Raw genomic sequence first — 17,816 nt, 5'->3', positions numbered from 1 at the left:
CGAGGGGAGCGGTGGTCGTTCCATCCCCGGGCAGCTGTACCGCCCTGTCGCGCGCGAAACGTGCCGAACGACGGCTCGATGGGGCTGGAGCAGTCTCGCGGTCGGCCTGGCAGGCCACTCCGGCCCCACTCGGCAGTCGTTGGGGACACCGCGCGGCGGGGACCGGGCGCCAGATTCGCGTCAGGTCAGCGGACTCGCAGGGCGACGGGCTGGGTGCGGTCGAGCGCGCCGCCGACGTGCAGAACGAACACACCCGGTTCCACGAGCAGAGACCCGTCGGCGAGCCGGAAGCCGAGCTGTTCCGCGCCGATCGAGAACGTGAAGGTCGCGGTCTCACCGGCATCCAGCGTGCGGCGCTCGAACGCGACGAGGCGGCGCACCGGGGGCGCGATGCTCGCGACGAGGTCCTCCACGTAGACCTGCACCACTTCATCGCCGGAGCGTGCCGACGTGTTCGTGACGTCGACCTCGAGCGCCACTGCTCCGTCCGGCCCGATCTCTGCGGCCGAAACTCGCGGAGAACCGTACGAGAAGGACGCGTAGCCCGAGCCGTGCCCGAACGAGAACTGCGGACCCAGGTCGAGGTCGAGGTACTTCGAGGTGTACTTCTCGGCCACGTTCGCAGGCCCCTCGAGCACGACGTCGACGGACTCGAGGGTCATCGCTCCACGCACCGTCGCCGGGCGCCCGGTGTTCTCGTGCGCGTAGTGCACCGGCACCTGCCCGACCGCGCGCGGGAACGACATCGGCAGGCGGCCGGCCGGCTCCTGGTCGCCGAACAGCAGGTCGACGATCGCCGCGGGGGCCTCGGTGCCGCCGTGCCAGACCTCGAGGACGGACGGAGACTGGTCGATCCAGTCGGCGACGACCAGCGGGCGGCCGTTGCACAGTACGACGACGAACGGGATGCCGGTCCCCGCGATCGCGCGGATGAGGTCGGCCTGCCGCCCGGGCAGCCGCAGGTCGCTGCGCGAGGCGGCTTCGCCCGACAGCGAGGACGGCTCCCCGACGCACACCACCACGACATCGCTCTCCAGCGCCGCGGTCGCGACGGCGTCGACGTCATCCGAGCGGTCGCCGAAGAACGACACGCCCTCTGAGACGACGACCTCGACGTCGGGCCTCTCGCGCAAGGCATCGGCGATGCTCGTGGAGCGCGCGGAGAATGCCTGTGTCCACGCGCCCAAGTGATCCGTCGAGGTCGCGTACGGACCCGTGAGCAGGATGCGCGCCGGCCGCGCGACCGGCAGCGTGCCGTCGTTGCGCAGCAGCACGGCCGAACGCCCGGCGGCGAGCCGGGCCTGCGCACGGGACTCCGCGGTCGGCTCGACGAGCTCCGCTGCCTCGTCGACGTAGGGCTGCGCGAACAGGCCGAGCGCCTCCTTCACGCCGAGCACCCGGGCGACGGCGTCATCGAGCCGCGCCGGATCGAGGGATGCGGCATCCCACCCGCTCGTCGTCGGCGAGCCGCCCATCTCGATGTCGAGCCCCGCCGCGTACGCCATCCGTACGGCCTCGTCGAGGGTTTCGGCCACGCGGTGCGGCAGCAGGTTGGCGACACCATCCGCATCGCCGACCACGAGGCCGCCGAAGCCCCACTCGTCCTTGAGGACACCAGTCAACAGGTCGCGGTTGATGTGCATCGGCACACCCGAGACCGTGTTGAACGACGCCATCACCGCGGCCACGCCCGCGTCCACGGCCGCGCGGAAGGGCTCGAGGAACACATTGCGCAGCCGGTGCGACGACACATCCACGGTGTTGTAGTCGCGCCCTCCCTCGGGCTGCCCGTACGCGACGTAGTGCTTCGCGGTCGCCGCGATCGTGCCCGGCGCGGCCAGGTCCGGGCCCTGATAGCCGCGCACCATCGCCGCGCCCATGACCGCATTCAGGTGCACGTCCTCGCCGAAGCCCTCGACCACGCGCCCCCACCGCGGATCGCGCGACACGTCGACCATCGGCGAGAACGTCCAGTTCACCCCGCCCGAGCGCGCTTCACGGGCCGCTGTCCGGGCGAGCTCCTCGACCATGCCGGGATCGAAAGAGGCCGCCTGACCGAGCGGGACGGGGGCGATCGTGCGCTGACCGTGGATGACGTCGAGTCCGATCAGGATCGGGATGCCGAGCCGGGTGTTCTCGACCGCTTCGCGCTGCAGCGCGTTGGAGGCGGCCGCGGACTGCGGCCAGAACACCGAGCCGAGTCCGCCGCGGACGAGGGCCGCGGCATCCTCGAGCTGCGGGCGGAAGACGATCTGCAGCTGCCCGAGCTTCTCGGCGGGGGTCATCTGTCGCAGCAGCTCTGCGACCCGTGCGCTCCTCACGTCGCGCGCTCCTTCTCTCAAACGTCGCGAGACTGCATCCGGTTGCCGAGACTGAGGGGAAACCCCTCAGACTCGGCGCGCGGGTGCAGTCTCGCGGGACTACGGGTGGGTCACTCGCCCCAGGCGGCGTCCATATCGGCCAGCACCTGGTCGACCGTCTTCTGGCCGGTCAGTAGACCCTGGACACCGGTGCCAAGGGCTTCGTACACTGCCGGGTTGGGCCAGGTGGCGTTCGGCACGCCGACGTAGGAGCCGTCACCGAGCAGACCGCCGATCGGCGCGTACTCGGGGAGCAGCGTCGCCTCATCGATGCCCGTGATCGGGACCGAACCGGAGAGGTCGGCGTACTCCTTGGCGTTCTCGGGCTGGGCGACCCAGTCGAGGAAGGCCTGTGCGGACGCCTTGACAGCGTCGTCCGAGGAAGCATTGATGCCCCAGGCGTAGTTCGCGCCCGTGATCGTGAACGCGTCGCCGCCGTCGGCGGGCGGGAAGGCCTGCACGTTGAGCTCGGCTCCGGTGGCGCTGCTGATCGATGCGGCCGCGCTGCCGGGGACCGCGGCGCTCAGCGAGGTGCCGCCGCCGAGACCGGCCGTGATGCTGTCGAACGTTCCGCCGGCGGCGCCGTCCTGGAAGCAGCCGGAGTCGTTCATCTCGACGATGTCCTCGAGCACGTCGCGCCAGCCGCTGTCGGCGAACGTGACATCACCCGCGGCGCGCTGCTCGTTCCAGTCGGGATCCTCGGCGTACACACGGGTCGCGGAGACCAGCATCGAGAACAGGCCGGTGTTGAACGGGATGCCGCCCGCGAGCACCGTGAACGAGTCCTTGCCGCCCTCGCGAGCCGTCGTGCATGCGGTGAGCAGCTCCTCGTACGTGGCGGGGTACTCCGACACGCCTGCCTCATCGGCCGCGGTCACGTTGAACACCATGCCGACCGGCGTGAGTGCGGTGGGCTGGGCGAACGTGTCGCCGTCGATCTGGTATTCCTTCTCGCTACCGGCGGGCAGGAGACCGGCCGAGGTCTCGTCGAGCGGCTCGAGGAACCCGGCCTCGGCGAGCGTGATGACCGAGATGGGCTGACCCGTTCCGGGCGAGAGCACCATCATGTCGGCGGCGTTGCCGGCCTGGAGCTGCGTCGTGACCTGCGTGTTGTAGGCGTCGGAGGGGTAGGGGATCACCTCGACCTCGACGCCGGTCTCGTCCGAGTACTTCTGCAGGATCTGCGCGTAGAAATCGTCGGCGTCGTTGGCCTGCGCGACCATGACCGAGAACCCGGTCGTGCTGGGGTCTTCGGAGCTGCCGCCGCCGTTGTCGGCCGAGCCGGAACAGCCGGCGAGGACCAGGGCACCGGCGGCCGGGATCGCGAGGAGCGCCCAGCGGAGCCGACGGGTGGAGAGCTGTGACATATCGAACCTTTCGTGACGTCATTGTCGTCAGCGGTGCAGCTGACTCGCGGCTCGGGGGCCGCAGATCCACTGTGACACCATTTGCATCATTCCGACATAACAGTCGCTTATGTGCGGCAATAGGGTGAGTGATCCGCGTGACTCACCGCCGGACGCGCAGGAACGCGGGACCGGTCAGGCCCGCGGGCAGCGGCGTGGCACTCGGTTCGAACACTTCCGTCATCGGCGCGAAGAGCTCGCCGCTCGGGTCGCGTGCCTCCGCGATCAGCCGGTTGCGCCACGGCGTCGCGACGTGCACTTCGAGCTCGTTGCGGCCGGCGACCACGGCCGAGGAGACATCGCACACGAACGGCGCCGTCCACACGACGCCGCAATCCTGCCCGTTGACGCGCACCCGCGCGATGTCCCTCAGCGCGCCGAGCTCGAGGGTGATCTCGGCGTCCGGAACATCTTGGGCGAGCGTGAATGAGTGGCGGTACACGCCGACGCCGGAGAACCCCGATGCCCCCTGATCGGTCCAGAGCACAGGATCCGGGGCGGTGGAGAACTCATCCGCCCCCACCCTCACCGTCCACGGTCCGGCGAGCCGGATCACCTCCGTGGCAGCCGGTGGCAGCGCGGCCGTACCCGGCATCACGAACAGGGACCCGAACGCCGGCAGCTCGACTCGGAAGCCGTTGTCGCCCGCTTCGAGCGCGAACGACCGCAGCTGAACGGGGTCCCACGCACGCCAGGGTCCCGACGTCGAGGGAGAGATCACGACACTCACGTCCTCAGCTCTCGGATTGGCCAGGAACGTCACGAGCGCGCCACCGACCAGTCGCGAGATGCGGCGGACAGGCGCCCCCGCCACGTGCAGGCGCGGTCGCAGGTCTGCGTGCGCGATCGCCGCGCGGAGATCCGCCTCCAGAATCCGTCCGGAGCCCCAGAGCCGCTCGCACGCCGCCTCGAATTCCTCAGGATCGTCCGCGAGCGAGGGGGAGGAGACCGGTCGGATGCCGGACACCACCGCACCGGCATCCACGAGTCTCTCGACCGCGGCGAGGGTGCGCAGGGTCATGCGTCGCGATGATCCGCCGAGGTGCAGCAGTCGATAGCGGGCACCGTGAGAGAGGAGGTCGCCGTCCTGGACGCGGAGGATGCGCGCCAGCGCGTCGGCGCCGATGTAGTCCGCGTCGAACCCGTCCGGCACCGTGTCGTCAATGGCGTCGGCGAACAGCCCGGTCACCGGAGCCTCCTCCCCGACGAACACGGCGATGTCGACGGCCGGCTCGCCGGAGCTCAGAACGGCGCTGCACCGCGCGAGGTAGTCGATCCACGGACGGGTCATCGAGGCCCACGTCTCGTTCACCGCGAAGGCCTGCCCGAGGAAGGGGGCGAGCGAGATCCCGGGCGGCGGTGCCGCGATCGGCTGGTGGGGCGAGGTGTGGATGCAGAACCGGGTGACACCGAGCGAGAGCTGGAGGTCGGCCACATGCTTGAGCATGCGCGGGGTCCACGACCACGGATTGTCGAACGAGGTGAACGCCTCACTGCCGACCCAGCGCTTGCCGTGCACATGGGCGACGGATGCCGCGCCCTTCAGATCAGCCACATAGGTGGGCTGTGGCCCGTCGGCCGGGTCGAAGGTCCACATCGCGCCCATCGGCACGTCGGCCGCGGCGCGCATCGCGAGGTCGTCGCCGAGGCTCGGCCGTGCATCCTCCAGGGCCTCGGCGTAATAGGTCATCCCCCGGAGTCGCGCCTGCGCACCCAGCGTGCCGTAGTACTCCGATGCGAGAAGCTCCGAGAGCGTGCGGCGATAGTCGTAGAGGAACCGATCCGATGCGGACGCGCTGCCGACGAGTCGCCCGGTCAGCGCGGGCAACCACGGCCGCGGGTCGTAGCCCCGGGACCGTTCGAAGCACGCAAGAAGGTCGTCGGTCCAGTTCTGCGGGCCGGCCTCGATGCTGTCGCTGAGGAGCGCAGCGAAACGTGCGGGAGCGGCATCCGTCCCGCCGAACCGGATCAGATGCTCGCTGAGGTAGCGGGCCACCCGACGGCCGTCGAGCTTGTCGACCTCCAGGCCTGTCGAATCCGCCGGCGCCGGTCCGTTCGTCTGCCCGGTCAGAGACGCGCCGATCCTCAGGATCAGCCAGTCACCGGGCGGAGCATCCCATCGCAGCACGCCCTCCTGCACGTGGGGGGTCACGTCGATCACCTGATCGACGCTGATCGCGCCGGCGTCCTGGTCGCCGTCCACGGCGTAGTAGTCGGGCACGACCCCGAACCCGGCTTTCACCTCGGCGTGGTGCACCCGCGCATCGGTGCGCAAGGCGAACTCGGAAACCTGGAAGTGGCGCGATCGGCGCAGGACGGGAGGCAGGCGCACACCGGGAGAGGTATGGGGGAGGGCGTCGGCCGCGCTGCCGCCGCCGAGGAGGAGCCGGAATCGTCGACCGGTCACCGGGGCGAAGCTCGCGGTGCGTGCCGGAACGGTCGTGGTTTCCAGTCGCACGACGTCGCGATATGACGCACCGTTGTCGCTGACCTGGAGTACGGCCTCCGCGGGCGGAGCGGCGCCGAATCCGCGCGGCCCGGGAAGCCCGACGGTGACCGAGCGGACGGTCACCGGATCATCGAAACGCTGCTCGATCCAGGCCGTCGACCATCCGTCCGGATCACGGGGAAGAGCAACGGTCGCGGTGAAGGAGCCGTCGAGGATCGCGTCCCATGTCTCGAGCGGGGCGGATGCCGACACCTCGGCGGGGCGCAGGGGATCGGCATCCGCCGTGTGGGGGAGCGCCAGCACCGCCGTGTCGACCGCGAAAGCGGAGGCCTGCGCGCCGCCGTCGCGTGGGCTGTCCTGGTACAGCCCCGCCACCGCGGGTAGGGGCGCCAGTTCTCTCTCCACGCCGCGGCCGCCGCCGACCACCGTTTCCGACCAGACCACCTTCTTCATCGCATCCGCCGGTGCAACCCACGGTCCGCCGGCGGCACTCCACCCCGAGGAGGTTGCGACGGCGAGTTCGAGGCCCAGCTCCGCGGCGGTGTGGACGGCGGTGTCGATCGCTTGCGTCCACTCCGTCGAGCCGGGACGGACCGCTCGGGGGACGACGAGAGGAACGCCCATGCCGCCGTCGAAGAGCTGCACGCCGCGCACCCCGCTCGCCTGCAGCCACTCCAGGTCGCGACGAATGCCGACAGGATCGATGTTGCCGTCCATCCAGTGCCACCACGCACGGGGCCGTGCGTCGTCCGGAGGGGTGACGAAGTCGCTCCACAACGACTCCCAGTGACCGCTTTCGTCTTCGCCGCCGGAGGTGCTCACGTCGGCATCCTGTCAGCGTCGGCACTTATAGCGGATATCGCTAGAACTAATGTGTCATTTCGACGCAAGCGTGTGATCATGGGTCTCGTGGCGCTCCGTGCCGGAGTGCATGACGACGAGGTCAGAGAGATGACAGTGACGATCGACGAGAACAGTACTCGCACCCTCACCGTGCCCCCTCGTGCTCGGCGCACACCTCCGCCGCCGAGCAAGAAGAAGCCGTTGATCAGCTACGGCCACTGGTGGTGGGCGCTGCCGGCGATCGTGCTCGTGATCGGCGTCCACTACGCCGCCACCCTCACCGGTGGCTTCTTCGCCTTCACGAACTGGACCGGTCTGGGGGACTGGGAGTTCATCGGCCTCGACAATTTCGTGAAGATCTTCAACGACCCGCAGCTGCTGGGCGCGGTGTGGAACACCCTGTTCCTGGCGTTCGGCTCCGTGATCCTGACGAACGTGGTCGGCCTGCTGTTCGCGCTCGCGATCAACCGGACCCTGAAGACCCGCTACATCCTGCGCACGCTGCTGTTCATGCCCGTCGTGCTCAGCCCGCTGGCAGTCGCCTACGTCTGGAAGTTCATCTTCCAGTTCAACGGTCCGCTCAACGGCTTCCTCGCTGCGATCGGCCTGGAGGATCTCCAGAAGGTGTGGCTCGCCGACCCGACGTGGTCGATCTGGGCGATCCTCATCACCGTGGTCTGGCAGCAGACCGGCTTCACGATGGTGATCTACCTGGCGGGCCTCGCGTCCGTCCCGGTCGAGGTCGAAGAAGCCGCGGCGCTGGATGGAGCCGGGATCTGGGGCAGGTTCTGGCACGTCACCGTGCCCGCGATCCGGCCCTCGATCGCGATCGCGATTACCCTCGGGATCATCCAGGGGCTGAGGATCTTCGACCAGATCCTCGCCCTCACCGGCGGCGGGCCGGCCGGCGCCACCGAGACGCTCGCGACGGAGGTCTACAAGCAGGCGTTCTCGCTCGGGCAGTTCGGCTTCGGGTCGGCACTCGCCCTGGTCCTGACCGTCATCATCCTGGCGTTCGCCATCCTGCAGCAGTACGTCACCCGCGACCGCGACGCCAGAAGGGTCTGACCCATGTTCCGCTACACGAAGGCCACCGCCGTCCGAGAAGTCCTCATCTGGATCATCACGCTCTTCGGGCTCCTGCCGTTCTACATCCTGATCGTCACCTCGCTCAAGACGAACGAGGAGACCCTGACCACGAGTGCGATCACCCCGCCGTCGTCGCTCGACTTCAGCAACTTCGTCGAGGTCCTCACCACGACGGGCCGCAACAGCATCCCGATGAGCATCTTCAACAGCGTCATCATCACCGCCGGTGCGGTGTTCGGCCTGGTGCTGTTCGGCTCGATCGCGGCCTACGTGATCGCGCGGCGCACGCGCCGCTGGACCACGGTGACCTTCTACCTCGTGCTGATCGCGATCATCCTGCCGGCGCAGCTGGGTACCGTCCCGCTCTACATCGGCGCCCGCAGTGTCGGATTGACCGGCAATGCGATCGGCATGATCCTGCTGTGGATCGGCATCCTGCTGCCGCTGTCGGTCTTCCTCTACGCCAGCTTCTTCCGCGGCCTGTCGACCGAGTACGAAGAGGCGGCCGTGATCGACGGGGCATCACCCACGCAGGCGTTCTTCCGCGTCGTGCTGCCGCTCATGGCTCCCGCGACGGGAACCGTCGCGATCCTGGCGGGGCTCATCGTCTGGAACGACTTCTTCAACTCGCTGATCTTCCTCGGAGGATCGACGACGCAGACCCTGCCTGTCGCGATGTACACCTACGTCGGTGGTCTGCTGTCGGCGTGGAACAAGATCTTCGCCGTCGTGATCATCTCGATGATCCCGATCCTGGCGTTCTACATGTTCGCGCAGAAGCAGTTCATCCAGGGCTTCGCCGGAGGGCTCAAGGGCTGACGGTCAGGGGGCGATCGCCGCATCGAACTCCGCGAGGGGCTCGATGTAGCGGTCGCCTCCGGCCACCGTGGCCTGCACCTCGTGCGATGCCTCGAGGAAAAGTCGCCGCATCCAGGCATGCTCGGGATCGCGGTCGTGCACGGGGTGCCACCACAGGGCGTTGGCCGTAGGTGTGGCGTCGAAGGGCGCCTCGAGAATGCGGATGCCGCCGGAGCGGGCGACGTCGGGGGCGAGGGCGGCCTGAACCAGGCCGAGCCGGTCGGTCCCCTCGATGAAATGTCCGAGCGCGAGGAAGCTCTCCACCACGACATCGACGCGCGGCTCGAGGCCGAGCATCTGCAGCTGTCGGCTCGCCGAGGTGAACGCCGATCGCGAGCGGTAGGTGAACACCCAGGGCGATTCGCCCAGCATCCGCATCGTGAGGCCGTTCGCGACGAGCTCGTTCGCCTCGTCGGCGACGACCACCCAGCGGTCCCGCCAGAGGTCCTCGTACGGCAGGTCGCTGATGTGGCCGTGCGGGATCACCATCGCGTCGACCGAGCGCAGGCTGTTGGCGGCGTCGTCGACGATCGGGGTGTTGTGCAGCATGAAGCGGAAGCGCACACCGGGCGCCTCGCGCGCCGCCAGCCGTGACACGGCGGCGCCGATCGTCGCGAAGCCGTAGTCCGAGCCGTAGATCGAGAATTCCCGGGTGGATTCCCGCGGGGTCCAGGTCGCCTGGCTCTCGAAGACCCGGCGCGCGGCATCCAGGGCGATCGTGGTGTGCTCGGACAGCCGGAGCGCCAAGGGGGTGAGCTCGTACGCATTGCCGCGGCGCGCGAGGATCGGGTCGTTGAAGTGGTTCCGCAGCCGTGCCAGCGAGGCGCTGAGCGCGGGTTGACTCAAGTGGAGGCGCTCGGCGGCGCGCGTCACCGAGCGCTCCGTGAGGAGAGCGTCCAGGGCGACGAGCAGATTCAGATCGAGCCGGGACAGCAGCGGGTAGTCGGTCACGTCCGTGTGATCCTTCCAGCGTCGAATCCGCTTCATCCTATCCACTGCGTGGATTCAGCACTCGAGGGCCATCCGCGCGAGCGATGCCGCGGATGCTCCTCGGGATCCGTGATGCCCGGCATCACAACCCCTTATGCACAAATCAAGCATAAGTGGCGCATGATGGAACTGTCATCGACGACATCCACGTGCGAAGGAAAGAACCTCCCGATGTATCAGCTCTCACCCAACATCGAACTGCTTTACACGGAAGCGGGCGACTACCACGATCGGGTGCGCGCCGCGGCGGCGGACGGTTTCGACGCCGTCGAGATGTGGGGGCCGACCGGCGTGGACGCGCCGTCGACGCCGAAGGACCTGCCCGCGCTCAAGGCGGCGCTGGAGGAGACCGGCACCCAGCTGACCGCCCAGCTCTCCGAGCCCCGCACGCAGTTCATGATCCCGCCGTGGGACCACTCGGAGTTCTTCCGCAAGCTCGACGAGGGCGTCGCGATCGCCCAGGACCTCGGCTGCCCGCGCATCGTGGTCGGCAGCGGCACGGGGTTCGGCGGGTGGAAGCGCCAGGTGCAGCTGGACAAGCTCATCGAGATCTACCAGAAGGCGATCGCGCAGATCGAGGGTTCGGGCATCACGTTGGTGCTCGAGCCGGTCAACGTCCGCGTCGACCACCCGGGCTCGCTCCTGGACCGCACGGCGGAGGGCGTCTACGTCGCCCGGGGCGTCGACTCGCCGTTCTTCGGTGTGCTGTACGACATCTATCACTCGGCTGTCGAGGGCGAGGACATGGCCGCCGAGCTCGCGAATGCCGGCGACATCGTCAAATACGTTCAGCTGGCCGATGCGCCCGGTCGCGGCGAACCGGGCACGGGCGACCTCGACTGGCCGGCGACGCTTGCGACGCTCCGCGCGTCGGGCTACGACGGCCCGATCGGGCTGGAGTACTACCCGCGGGCCGCCTCCGCCGAGTCCGTGCGCTATATCCGTGAGGTCGCGGCCGGAGCATGAGCGGACGCACGTATCCCGGGTCGGTCGACGTCGCGATCGTCGGCAGCGGACCCACCGGTGCGGCCTACGCGCGCATCCTGAGCGAGCGGGCGCCGCACGCGACGATCGCGATGTTCGAGGTCGGACCCACGGTGTCCGACCCGCCAGGCGCGCACGTGAAGAACATCGCCGATCCCGACGAGCGGGCTCACGCGCAGGTGCGGTCCGAGGGTCCGTCGGCTCACGACGACGGCGATCGCACCGGCGGGATCGTGAAGACGAGCGCGCGCCGTGCGCGTCCGGGCACGTTCCTGCTCGAGGACGGCTATCAGGTCGAGGGGGAGGACGGACTGCCGGTCGCGGCCTTCTCGAGCAATGTCGGCGGCATGGCCGCGCACTGGACGGGCGCGTGCCCGCGACCGAACGACAGCGAGCGGATCGCGTTCCTCGATGACGGCACGCTGGACGAACTCCTCGGGGAGGGTGAGCGTCTGCTGGGCGTCACCACGGACGCCTTCGACGCCTCACCGCATGCGCCGCTCGTGCGGGGTCGTCTCGCCGCGGCCGCCGACGAGGGGCGCGACGAGCACGAACGCGTCCAGCGGATGCCGCTCGCCGTGCACCGCCGTGACGACGGGCGCCTGGTGTGGTCGGGTTCGGACGTCGTCCTCGGTGACACGACCCGGGACAATCCGAACTTCACGCTGCACGACGAGTCGCTCGTGACCCGCGTGCTGCTCGACGACGGCCGTGCTGCGGGCGTCCGGATCACGGACCTCCGCTCGGGGGACACCCACGACGTGCGGGCGCGTTTCGTCGTCGTCGCGGGCGACGCCCTGCGCACCCCCCAGCTGCTGTGGGCATCCGGCATCCGTCCCGACGCGCTGGGGCGCTTTCTCAATGACCAGGCGCAGATCGTGTTCGCGGTCCGCATCCGCGACTTCCAGCCCGCGGAGGGCGAAGAGGGCGCGGCACAGACCGGACTCAGCGAGTACAGCGGTGTCACGTGGGTGCCCTTTACGGATGAGGCGCCGTTCCACGGCCAGGTGATGCAGCTCGACGCGTCGCCGGTCAAGCTCGCTGAGGATGATCCGGCCGCACCGGGGTCGATCGTCGGACTGGGGCTGTTCTGCGCGAAGGATCTGCAGTCCTCGGACCGCGTCGAGTTCGCCGCTGACGCGGTCGACGGATACGGAATGCCGGCAATGACGCTGCACTACACGCTGAGCCCGGCCGATCACGAGGTCATCGACCGCGCGAAGGCGGAGATCGTGCGGCTCGGGAAGGCGATCGGCGAGCCGCTGGATGACCGCCCGTTCCTGATGCCGCTCGGCGCCTCACTGCACTATCAGGGCACGACCCGGATGGGTCTCGTCGACGACGGCACGAGCGTGTGCTCGCCCGACGGCGAGGTGTGGGAAGCCCCCGGCGTCTTCGTGGCCGGCAACGGCGTCATCCCCACCGCGACGGCGTGCAACCCGACGCTCACCGGCGTCGCGCTCGCCGTCCGCGGTGCCCGCGCGATCGCAGCAAAGCTGCACTGACGTTTGCTTATGTCTGATTCAGACATTACACTGTAGAAACAATGACAAAGATGTCCGGCCGAACCTGCCGGCCCAGAAAGAAGAGGTCATCGTGATCCCCGATCGCATCATCGAGCAGGGAACGCTCACGACCGGTGGCGGCCGTGCCGCTGTCGAGGTCCGACTGCCCTGGTACCGCGCCCTTCCGGGCTCCTGCATCGCCGGAGCGACCCTGACGATCGACGGCGTCGCCGCGCCGGCGGAGTCGCTGCGCTGGCGCATGAACGACCGCGAGTTCACCTTCGACGAGCTCCGCACCACGACGGACGAATGGTGGTTCCCCACCGACTCGGCCGTCCTCTCCGGCGACCTCCCCGTCGACGCGGATGCCGAGCACGACGTGACGGTGGGGCTCACGCTCTACATCCCGTACATCATCATCTCCGACACCGAGACGCTCCACATCGACGAGTCGAACACCAAGACCATGAAGGCGGTCGCAGCATGACTGAGCTCGGCACACCCATCCAGGGCGTCACGCTCTACAGCTTCACCCGCGCCTTCCACGGGCGCGAGTACGACCTCGAGGGGCTCATCCGCAAAACGGCCGCGGAAGGCTTCGGACCGGGCCTGGAGATCATCGGATTCTCCAGCTTCCGCGGATTCCCCGAGATCGACGACGCATACGCGGGCTGGTTCAAGGACCTCGTCGCAGAAGTCGGGCTCGTGACGACCTCGCTCGCCGTGAACGCCGACATCGGCATCCATCGCGATCGACTGCTGAACCAGGACGAGCTCATCGCCTACATGACGCGTCAGATCAAGGCCGCGGCGAAGCTCGGCTTCCCGATCGCCCGCGTGCAGATCTCGATCGAACCCGACTCGATGGAGGCGCTCGCCCCGGTCGCCGAGGCGCACGGCGTCACTCTCGCCCTGGAGGTGCACGCCGACCAGTACGCCTCGCACCCGCGCATCCTCGCGCTCCGTGATCGCTACGAGAAGGTCGGCTCGCCGTTCCTCGGCTTCACGATGGACTGGGGGGCCACCGTCTCCGCTTTCGCCCCCTCCACGCTGGAGGCGTACCGCCGACGCGGCGCGAGTGACGAGTTGCTCGAGGACCTGGTGGGACTGTGGAACCAGTACTACGAGCAGGGTCCGCCCGCGGACCAGACCGAGCACGGCCAGCGCATGGGCGCGTTCATCGGCCTGGCACATCGTCACGGACGCCCGGATCTCGGCATCGACTTCGGCATCAACGGCACCGGCCTGTTCGGCCCGGCGCGCGTGGATGACTGGCTCGCGATCGTCCCCTGGATCAAGCACGTGCACGGCAAGTTCTTCGGCATCGATGAAAACGGGGAAGAGCCCTCGGTGCCCGTCCGCGACCTCGTGAAGCTGCTCGTCGAGAACGGCTACAAGGGCGCGATCTCCAGTGAGTACGAAGGATGGCACTGGAACTACTGGGAGTCCCCTTTCGACATCATCCGTGCCGAGCAGGCCGTGCAGCGATCCGCTGCGGACAACGCCGGCTCGCGCATGGTCACCGATCTCACCGAGGCACGCGCACAGCTCGCCTCCTGGCTCCCCACCTCAGAAGGAGTGAACGCATGACCGACAACGACGGAATCGCCGGCACCGGCATCAAGCTCGGCACCACCCTGTATTCCTTGACGAGCGAGTTCGCCGCGGGTCTGTACACGCCCGAGACGCTCATCAAGGCCGTGCACGACGAGGGGATCGGGCCGGGCGTCGAGTTCAACATCGCGCAACTGCTGCGGACCTACCCCGACGTCGATCAGGAGTTCGTGAAGCTCTGGTTCGACTCGCTCGAGAAGTACGGTCTCGAGGCGAGCGCGGTCGGCACGAACCTCGACATGGGTCGCCGCAAGGAACGCGACATGACGCCCGACGAGGAGCACGACTTCCTCGCGCGGCAGCTGAAGACCGCGCACACGCTCGGCTTCAAGAAGGTCGTCATCCGCTCGCACGGAAAGGAGCTGCTGCGCAGCCTCCTGCCGCTCGCGGAGCAGTACGACCAGTACCTCGGGTACGAGATCCACGCGCCGTCCGGCCCGAACAATCCACAGGTGCTGCAGATGCGCGAGATGTACGACGAGCTGCAGTCCGAGCGTCTCGGGTTCACCGCGGACTTCTCCTCGACGATGCACTCGCTGTCCCCGCTGCTGCTGGACCAGCTCGAGCTCATGGGCATGGACCCGAAGCACTTCGCGGTGATGGACGAGATCTGGCACGAGCCGACGCCGATGAACGTGCGCAATCAGAAGTTCGAGGACTACCTGATCGGCGAGGGCGTCGACCCGGTCGGCTTCGGTCCCCACACGCGTCTGGCGTTCAACATGCACGGCCTGGTCGCTCCGGAGGAGTGGATGGACATCATGCCGCAGATCTTCCACGTGCACGCGAAGTTCTACGACATCGACGAGACGGGCCAGGAGCCCGCGATGGACATCCCGCGCATCGTGAAGCAGTTCGTTCTCGGCGGCTACCAGGGCTACCTCTCCAGCGAGTGGGAAGGGCACGCCTTCGTCGACCTCGGCGTCGTCGAGCCGATCGAGGTCGTGAAGAAGCAGCACGCGCTCATGCGCAAAGCCATCGAAAACACCGTCGCCGCCAAGGAGGCCGCCAATGTCTGACACCATCACCGCAGCATCCCTTGAAGAGATCACCGCCGAGCTCGCACGCCTGCGCGAAGAGGTTGCAGGCGCTCGCGCACTCGCGCAGCGCGCGGAGGACCGCGGCCAGGTCGAGAACCTCTTCAACCGCTACATGTATCTGCACAACGCGTTCGAGGACGAGCAGATCATCCCGCTGTGGGTGAAGGAGGGCACGGAGGGCATCCGCGCCCGGTACACGAACGCCGGTCAGTACACGACCTGGCAGAGCGTGACCGACTACCACCGTGGGCGCCCGCATCCCGAGGGCAAGCTGATCCTGCACGCCACCACCACCCCGGTGATCGAGGTCGCCGCGGACGGCAAGACCGCGAAGGGCGTGTGGATGATGGCCGGCACCGAGTCCGGGCTGACCGACCCGAAGGTCGCCGAGGCGTTCCCTGACATGTACTCGCCCGAAGAGGTGCTCGGCAAGAAGGTCTGGGCCCACTGGGTGTGGTGCAAGTACGCGATCGACTTCCTCAAGCAGGACGGGGAGTGGAAGTTCTGGAAGTTCCGCTGCTACGAGCTCGCCCGTGCGCCGTTCGAGGAGAACTGGGTCAGCTTCGGTCTGAAGAACCAGGGCGCCTTCGACCTCGACCTGATGTACTTCGGCGACGACGGCAAGCCCGTCTTCATGCCCCGCGCCGACGAGCCCGTGCCCGACACCAACCACCCCTACAGCCCGCAGACCGTGCAGAAGCTCGAGCCGGCACCGCCCGTGCCGCACGAGCACTTCACGGACACGTACGCCTGACACGCTCGGAGGAGCCATGGCCACCCACAATTCACTCTTCGCCGACGAAGACGTCCGCCGCACCGACAACGGTCTCGCCGTCTCGGTTCAGCTGCCCTGGTACCGGAGCCTCTGGCTCTCGGCGGTGGACGGCGTCGCGGCATCCGTCAACGGGGTCGAGATCCCCACCGACAAGCTGCGCTTCGAGCTCGAGGGCCGCACGTACCGCATCGAGGAGCTCCCTGAGCAGTGGGACACCCTCTGGTTCGTCGCCGACCGCCCGAACGTGCTGATCGATCTCGGGCGGGCGCCCGAGGAGGGCGAGAAGCTCACCGTCGAGGTCGTGCTGACGATGCGTCTGCTGTACATGCAGATCTTTCCCGGCGCCGACGGCGGTCCGGGCCGCTACGTCACCAACCGCGTCCCGGTCCAGCGCGAGGTCGTACTCGCATGACGCTGCGGGTGGCCATGATCGGCTATGGCTTCATGGGGGCCACCCATTCGGTGGGCTGGCGGCAGGCGCCGCGAGTGTTCGATCTGCCGGAGGCTGTCGAGATGACCGTCGTGGTGGGCCGCAACGCGGACGCCGTCGCCGAGGCCGCCGAGCAGTGGGGTTGGGCGGAGTCGGCCACCGATTGGCGTGAGGTGATCGCGCGGGACGACATCGACATCGTCGACATCGTGACGCCAGGGGACTCGCACGCCGAGATCGCGATCGCCGCGCTCGAGGCGGGCAAGCATGTCCTGGTCGAGAAGCCCCTCGCCAACACCGTCGAGGAGGCCGAGGCGATGGCGGATGCGGCCGCCCGTGCCGCCGAGAGGGGCGTGCGTTCGATGGTCGGGTTCACGTACCGCCGCGTCCCGGCGGTGACGTTCCTGCGCGATCTGGTCGCGCAGGGTGTGGTCGGTCGCGTGCAGCAGGTGCGTGCCGCGTACCGTCAGGATTGGCTCGTGGACCCTGCGGTGCCGCTCGCGTGGCGTCTGCAGAAGGAGCATGCAGGCTCGGGTGCGTTGGGCGATATCGGCGCGCACATCATCGATATGACCCAGTTCGTCACGGGGCTGGGTGTCGAGGCGATCTCGGGCACGATCGACACGATCGTGAAGGAGCGTCCGCTGCTCGGCTCGGGCTCCGGGCTTTCGTTGACGGCGGCTGAAGGCAGGGGCGCGGTCACCGTCGACGACGTCGCGATCTTCACCGGCCGCCTCTCGAACGGCGCACTCGCCTCGTTCGAGGCGACCCGATTCGCGACGGGCCGCAAGAACGCGCTGACGATCGAGGTCTCGGGGGACAAGGGCGCGCTCGCGTTCGACCTGGAAGACCTCAACAGCCTGCAGTTCTACGACCGCACCGCGCCCGACGATCGCCAGGGCTTCACGAAGATCCTGGTCACCGAAGCGCAGCATCCGTACGTCGCCGCGTGGTGGCCCGCCGGCCACATGCTCGGCTACGAGCACGGGTTCAGCCACCAGGTCGTGGACCTCGTCACCGCGATCGCCGAAGGCACCGACCCGCACCCCTCGTTCGCCGAGGGGCTGTCCGTGCAGCGCGTGCTCGACGCGGTCGAGCGCAGCGCCGCGAACGAATCCGCCTGGGTCCGCACCGCTGCCGGCGTCCCGGCATCCGACTGAGAAATCGATCCGAAGGAGCACGCGATGACGCGTCCGATCACCCTGTTCACCGGACAGTGGGCCGATCTGCCGTTCGAGGAAGTCGCCCGGCTCGCCGGCGAGTGGGGCTATGACGGCCTCGAGATCGCCTGCTGGGGCGACCACCTCGACGTGTCGCGCTGGGACGACGCCGACTACGTGCAGTCCCGGCTCGACATCCTCGAGCGCAACGGCCTGAAGGTCTACGCGATCTCGAACCACCTGACCGGCCAGGCGGTGTGCGACGACCCGATCGACGAGCGGCACCGCGACATCCTGTCCGACCGTGTCTGGG

General features: G+C 68.4%; 14 protein-coding genes and 1 pseudogene. 11 read left to right on the top strand and 4 right to left on the bottom strand.

Annotated elements, in window-relative coordinates; genetic code table 11:
* Positions 1-185: 185 nt before the first annotated feature.
* The 3 genes from ABD197_RS00075 to ABD197_RS00065 all read right to left on the bottom strand — a co-directional run bounded on the left by ABD197_RS00075 (position 186) and on the right by ABD197_RS00065 (position 7,037).
* Positions 186-2,321, bottom strand: coding sequence for a glycoside hydrolase family 3 N-terminal domain-containing protein (locus ABD197_RS00075; protein ID WP_344050351.1), 2,136 nt, complete (start codon positions 2,319-2,321; stop codon positions 186-188).
* Positions 2,322-2,431: 110 nt separating this feature from the next.
* The gene (locus tag ABD197_RS00070) at positions 2,432-3,727 is read right to left on the bottom strand and encodes an ABC transporter substrate-binding protein (protein ID WP_344050349.1); all 1,296 of its coding nucleotides are present in this window, start codon (positions 3,725-3,727) and stop codon (positions 2,432-2,434) included.
* A gap of 142 nt (positions 3,728-3,869) precedes the next feature.
* Positions 3,870-7,037, bottom strand: coding sequence for a glycosyl hydrolase (locus tag ABD197_RS00065; RefSeq protein WP_344050347.1), 3,168 nt, complete (start codon positions 7,035-7,037; stop codon positions 3,870-3,872).
* Between the two features lie 129 nt (positions 7,038-7,166).
* On the opposite strand from ABD197_RS00065, the gene ABD197_RS00060 reads away from it, so the two are divergent.
* Together ABD197_RS00060 and ABD197_RS00055 are read left to right on the top strand one after the other, a co-directional pair.
* Positions 7,167-8,126, top strand: a complete 960-nt coding sequence (locus ABD197_RS00060; protein ID WP_344050345.1) for a carbohydrate ABC transporter permease — start codon at positions 7,167-7,169, stop codon at positions 8,124-8,126.
* Between the two features lie 3 nt (positions 8,127-8,129).
* Positions 8,130-8,966, top strand: a complete 837-nt coding sequence (locus tag ABD197_RS00055; protein WP_344050343.1) for a carbohydrate ABC transporter permease — start codon at positions 8,130-8,132, stop codon at positions 8,964-8,966.
* A gap of 3 nt (positions 8,967-8,969) precedes the next feature.
* Here the strand turns inward: ABD197_RS00055 and ABD197_RS00050 are convergent, their stop codons facing one another.
* Positions 8,970-9,956: a LysR family transcriptional regulator gene (locus ABD197_RS00050; RefSeq protein WP_344050341.1), complete on the bottom strand. Its 987-nt coding sequence runs from the start codon at positions 9,954-9,956 to the stop codon at positions 8,970-8,972.
* A 210-nt stretch (positions 9,957-10,166) separates the two neighbouring features.
* Here ABD197_RS00050 and ABD197_RS00045 point away from each other — a divergent pair, with 210 nt between their 5' ends.
* From ABD197_RS00045 to ABD197_RS00005, 9 genes and pseudogenes are all read left to right on the top strand, one after another.
* Entirely contained in the window at positions 10,167-10,961 is a 795-nt protein-coding gene (locus ABD197_RS00045) for a TIM barrel protein (RefSeq protein WP_344050339.1), read from the top strand.
* The gene (locus ABD197_RS00040) at positions 10,958-12,484 is read left to right on the top strand and encodes a GMC oxidoreductase (RefSeq protein WP_344050337.1); all 1,527 of its coding nucleotides are present in this window, start codon (positions 10,958-10,960) and stop codon (positions 12,482-12,484) included. The genes ABD197_RS00045 and ABD197_RS00040 overlap by 4 nt, the downstream gene beginning before the upstream one ends.
* Before the next feature lie 91 nt (positions 12,485-12,575).
* Positions 12,576-12,971: a C-glycoside deglycosidase beta subunit domain-containing protein gene (locus ABD197_RS00035; RefSeq protein ID WP_344050335.1), complete on the top strand. Its 396-nt coding sequence runs from the start codon at positions 12,576-12,578 to the stop codon at positions 12,969-12,971.
* Positions 12,968-14,074, top strand: coding sequence for a sugar phosphate isomerase/epimerase family protein (locus ABD197_RS00030; protein WP_344050332.1), 1,107 nt, complete (start codon positions 12,968-12,970; stop codon positions 14,072-14,074). Before ABD197_RS00035 ends, ABD197_RS00030 begins: the two co-directional genes overlap by 4 nt.
* Entirely contained in the window at positions 14,071-15,117 is a 1,047-nt protein-coding gene (locus tag ABD197_RS00025) for a sugar phosphate isomerase/epimerase family protein (RefSeq protein WP_344050330.1), read from the top strand. Before ABD197_RS00030 ends, ABD197_RS00025 begins: the two co-directional genes overlap by 4 nt.
* On the top strand, positions 15,110-15,892 hold the full coding sequence (locus tag ABD197_RS00020) for a nuclear transport factor 2 family protein (RefSeq protein WP_344050328.1): 783 nt from the start codon (positions 15,110-15,112) through the stop codon (positions 15,890-15,892). Before ABD197_RS00025 ends, ABD197_RS00020 begins: the two co-directional genes overlap by 8 nt.
* Positions 15,893-15,908: 16 nt before the next feature.
* Positions 15,909-16,325, top strand: a complete 417-nt coding sequence (locus ABD197_RS00015; RefSeq protein WP_344050326.1) for a C-glycoside deglycosidase beta subunit domain-containing protein — start codon at positions 15,909-15,911, stop codon at positions 16,323-16,325.
* Positions 16,322-17,503 (top strand): Gfo/Idh/MocA family protein, encoded by a 1,182-nt coding sequence (locus tag ABD197_RS00010; protein ID WP_344050324.1) that lies wholly within the window; start codon positions 16,322-16,324, stop codon positions 17,501-17,503. Before ABD197_RS00015 ends, ABD197_RS00010 begins: the two co-directional genes overlap by 4 nt.
* A 24-nt stretch (positions 17,504-17,527) precedes the next feature.
* Positions 17,528-17,816: pseudogene (locus ABD197_RS00005) on the top strand (sugar phosphate isomerase/epimerase); the annotation flags it as partial.

Source organism: Microbacterium lacus (assembly GCF_039531105.1).
Taxonomy (GTDB): domain Bacteria; phylum Actinomycetota; class Actinomycetes; order Actinomycetales; family Microbacteriaceae; genus Microbacterium; species Microbacterium lacus.
This window is presented reverse-complemented; position numbering and strand designations above follow the sequence as displayed.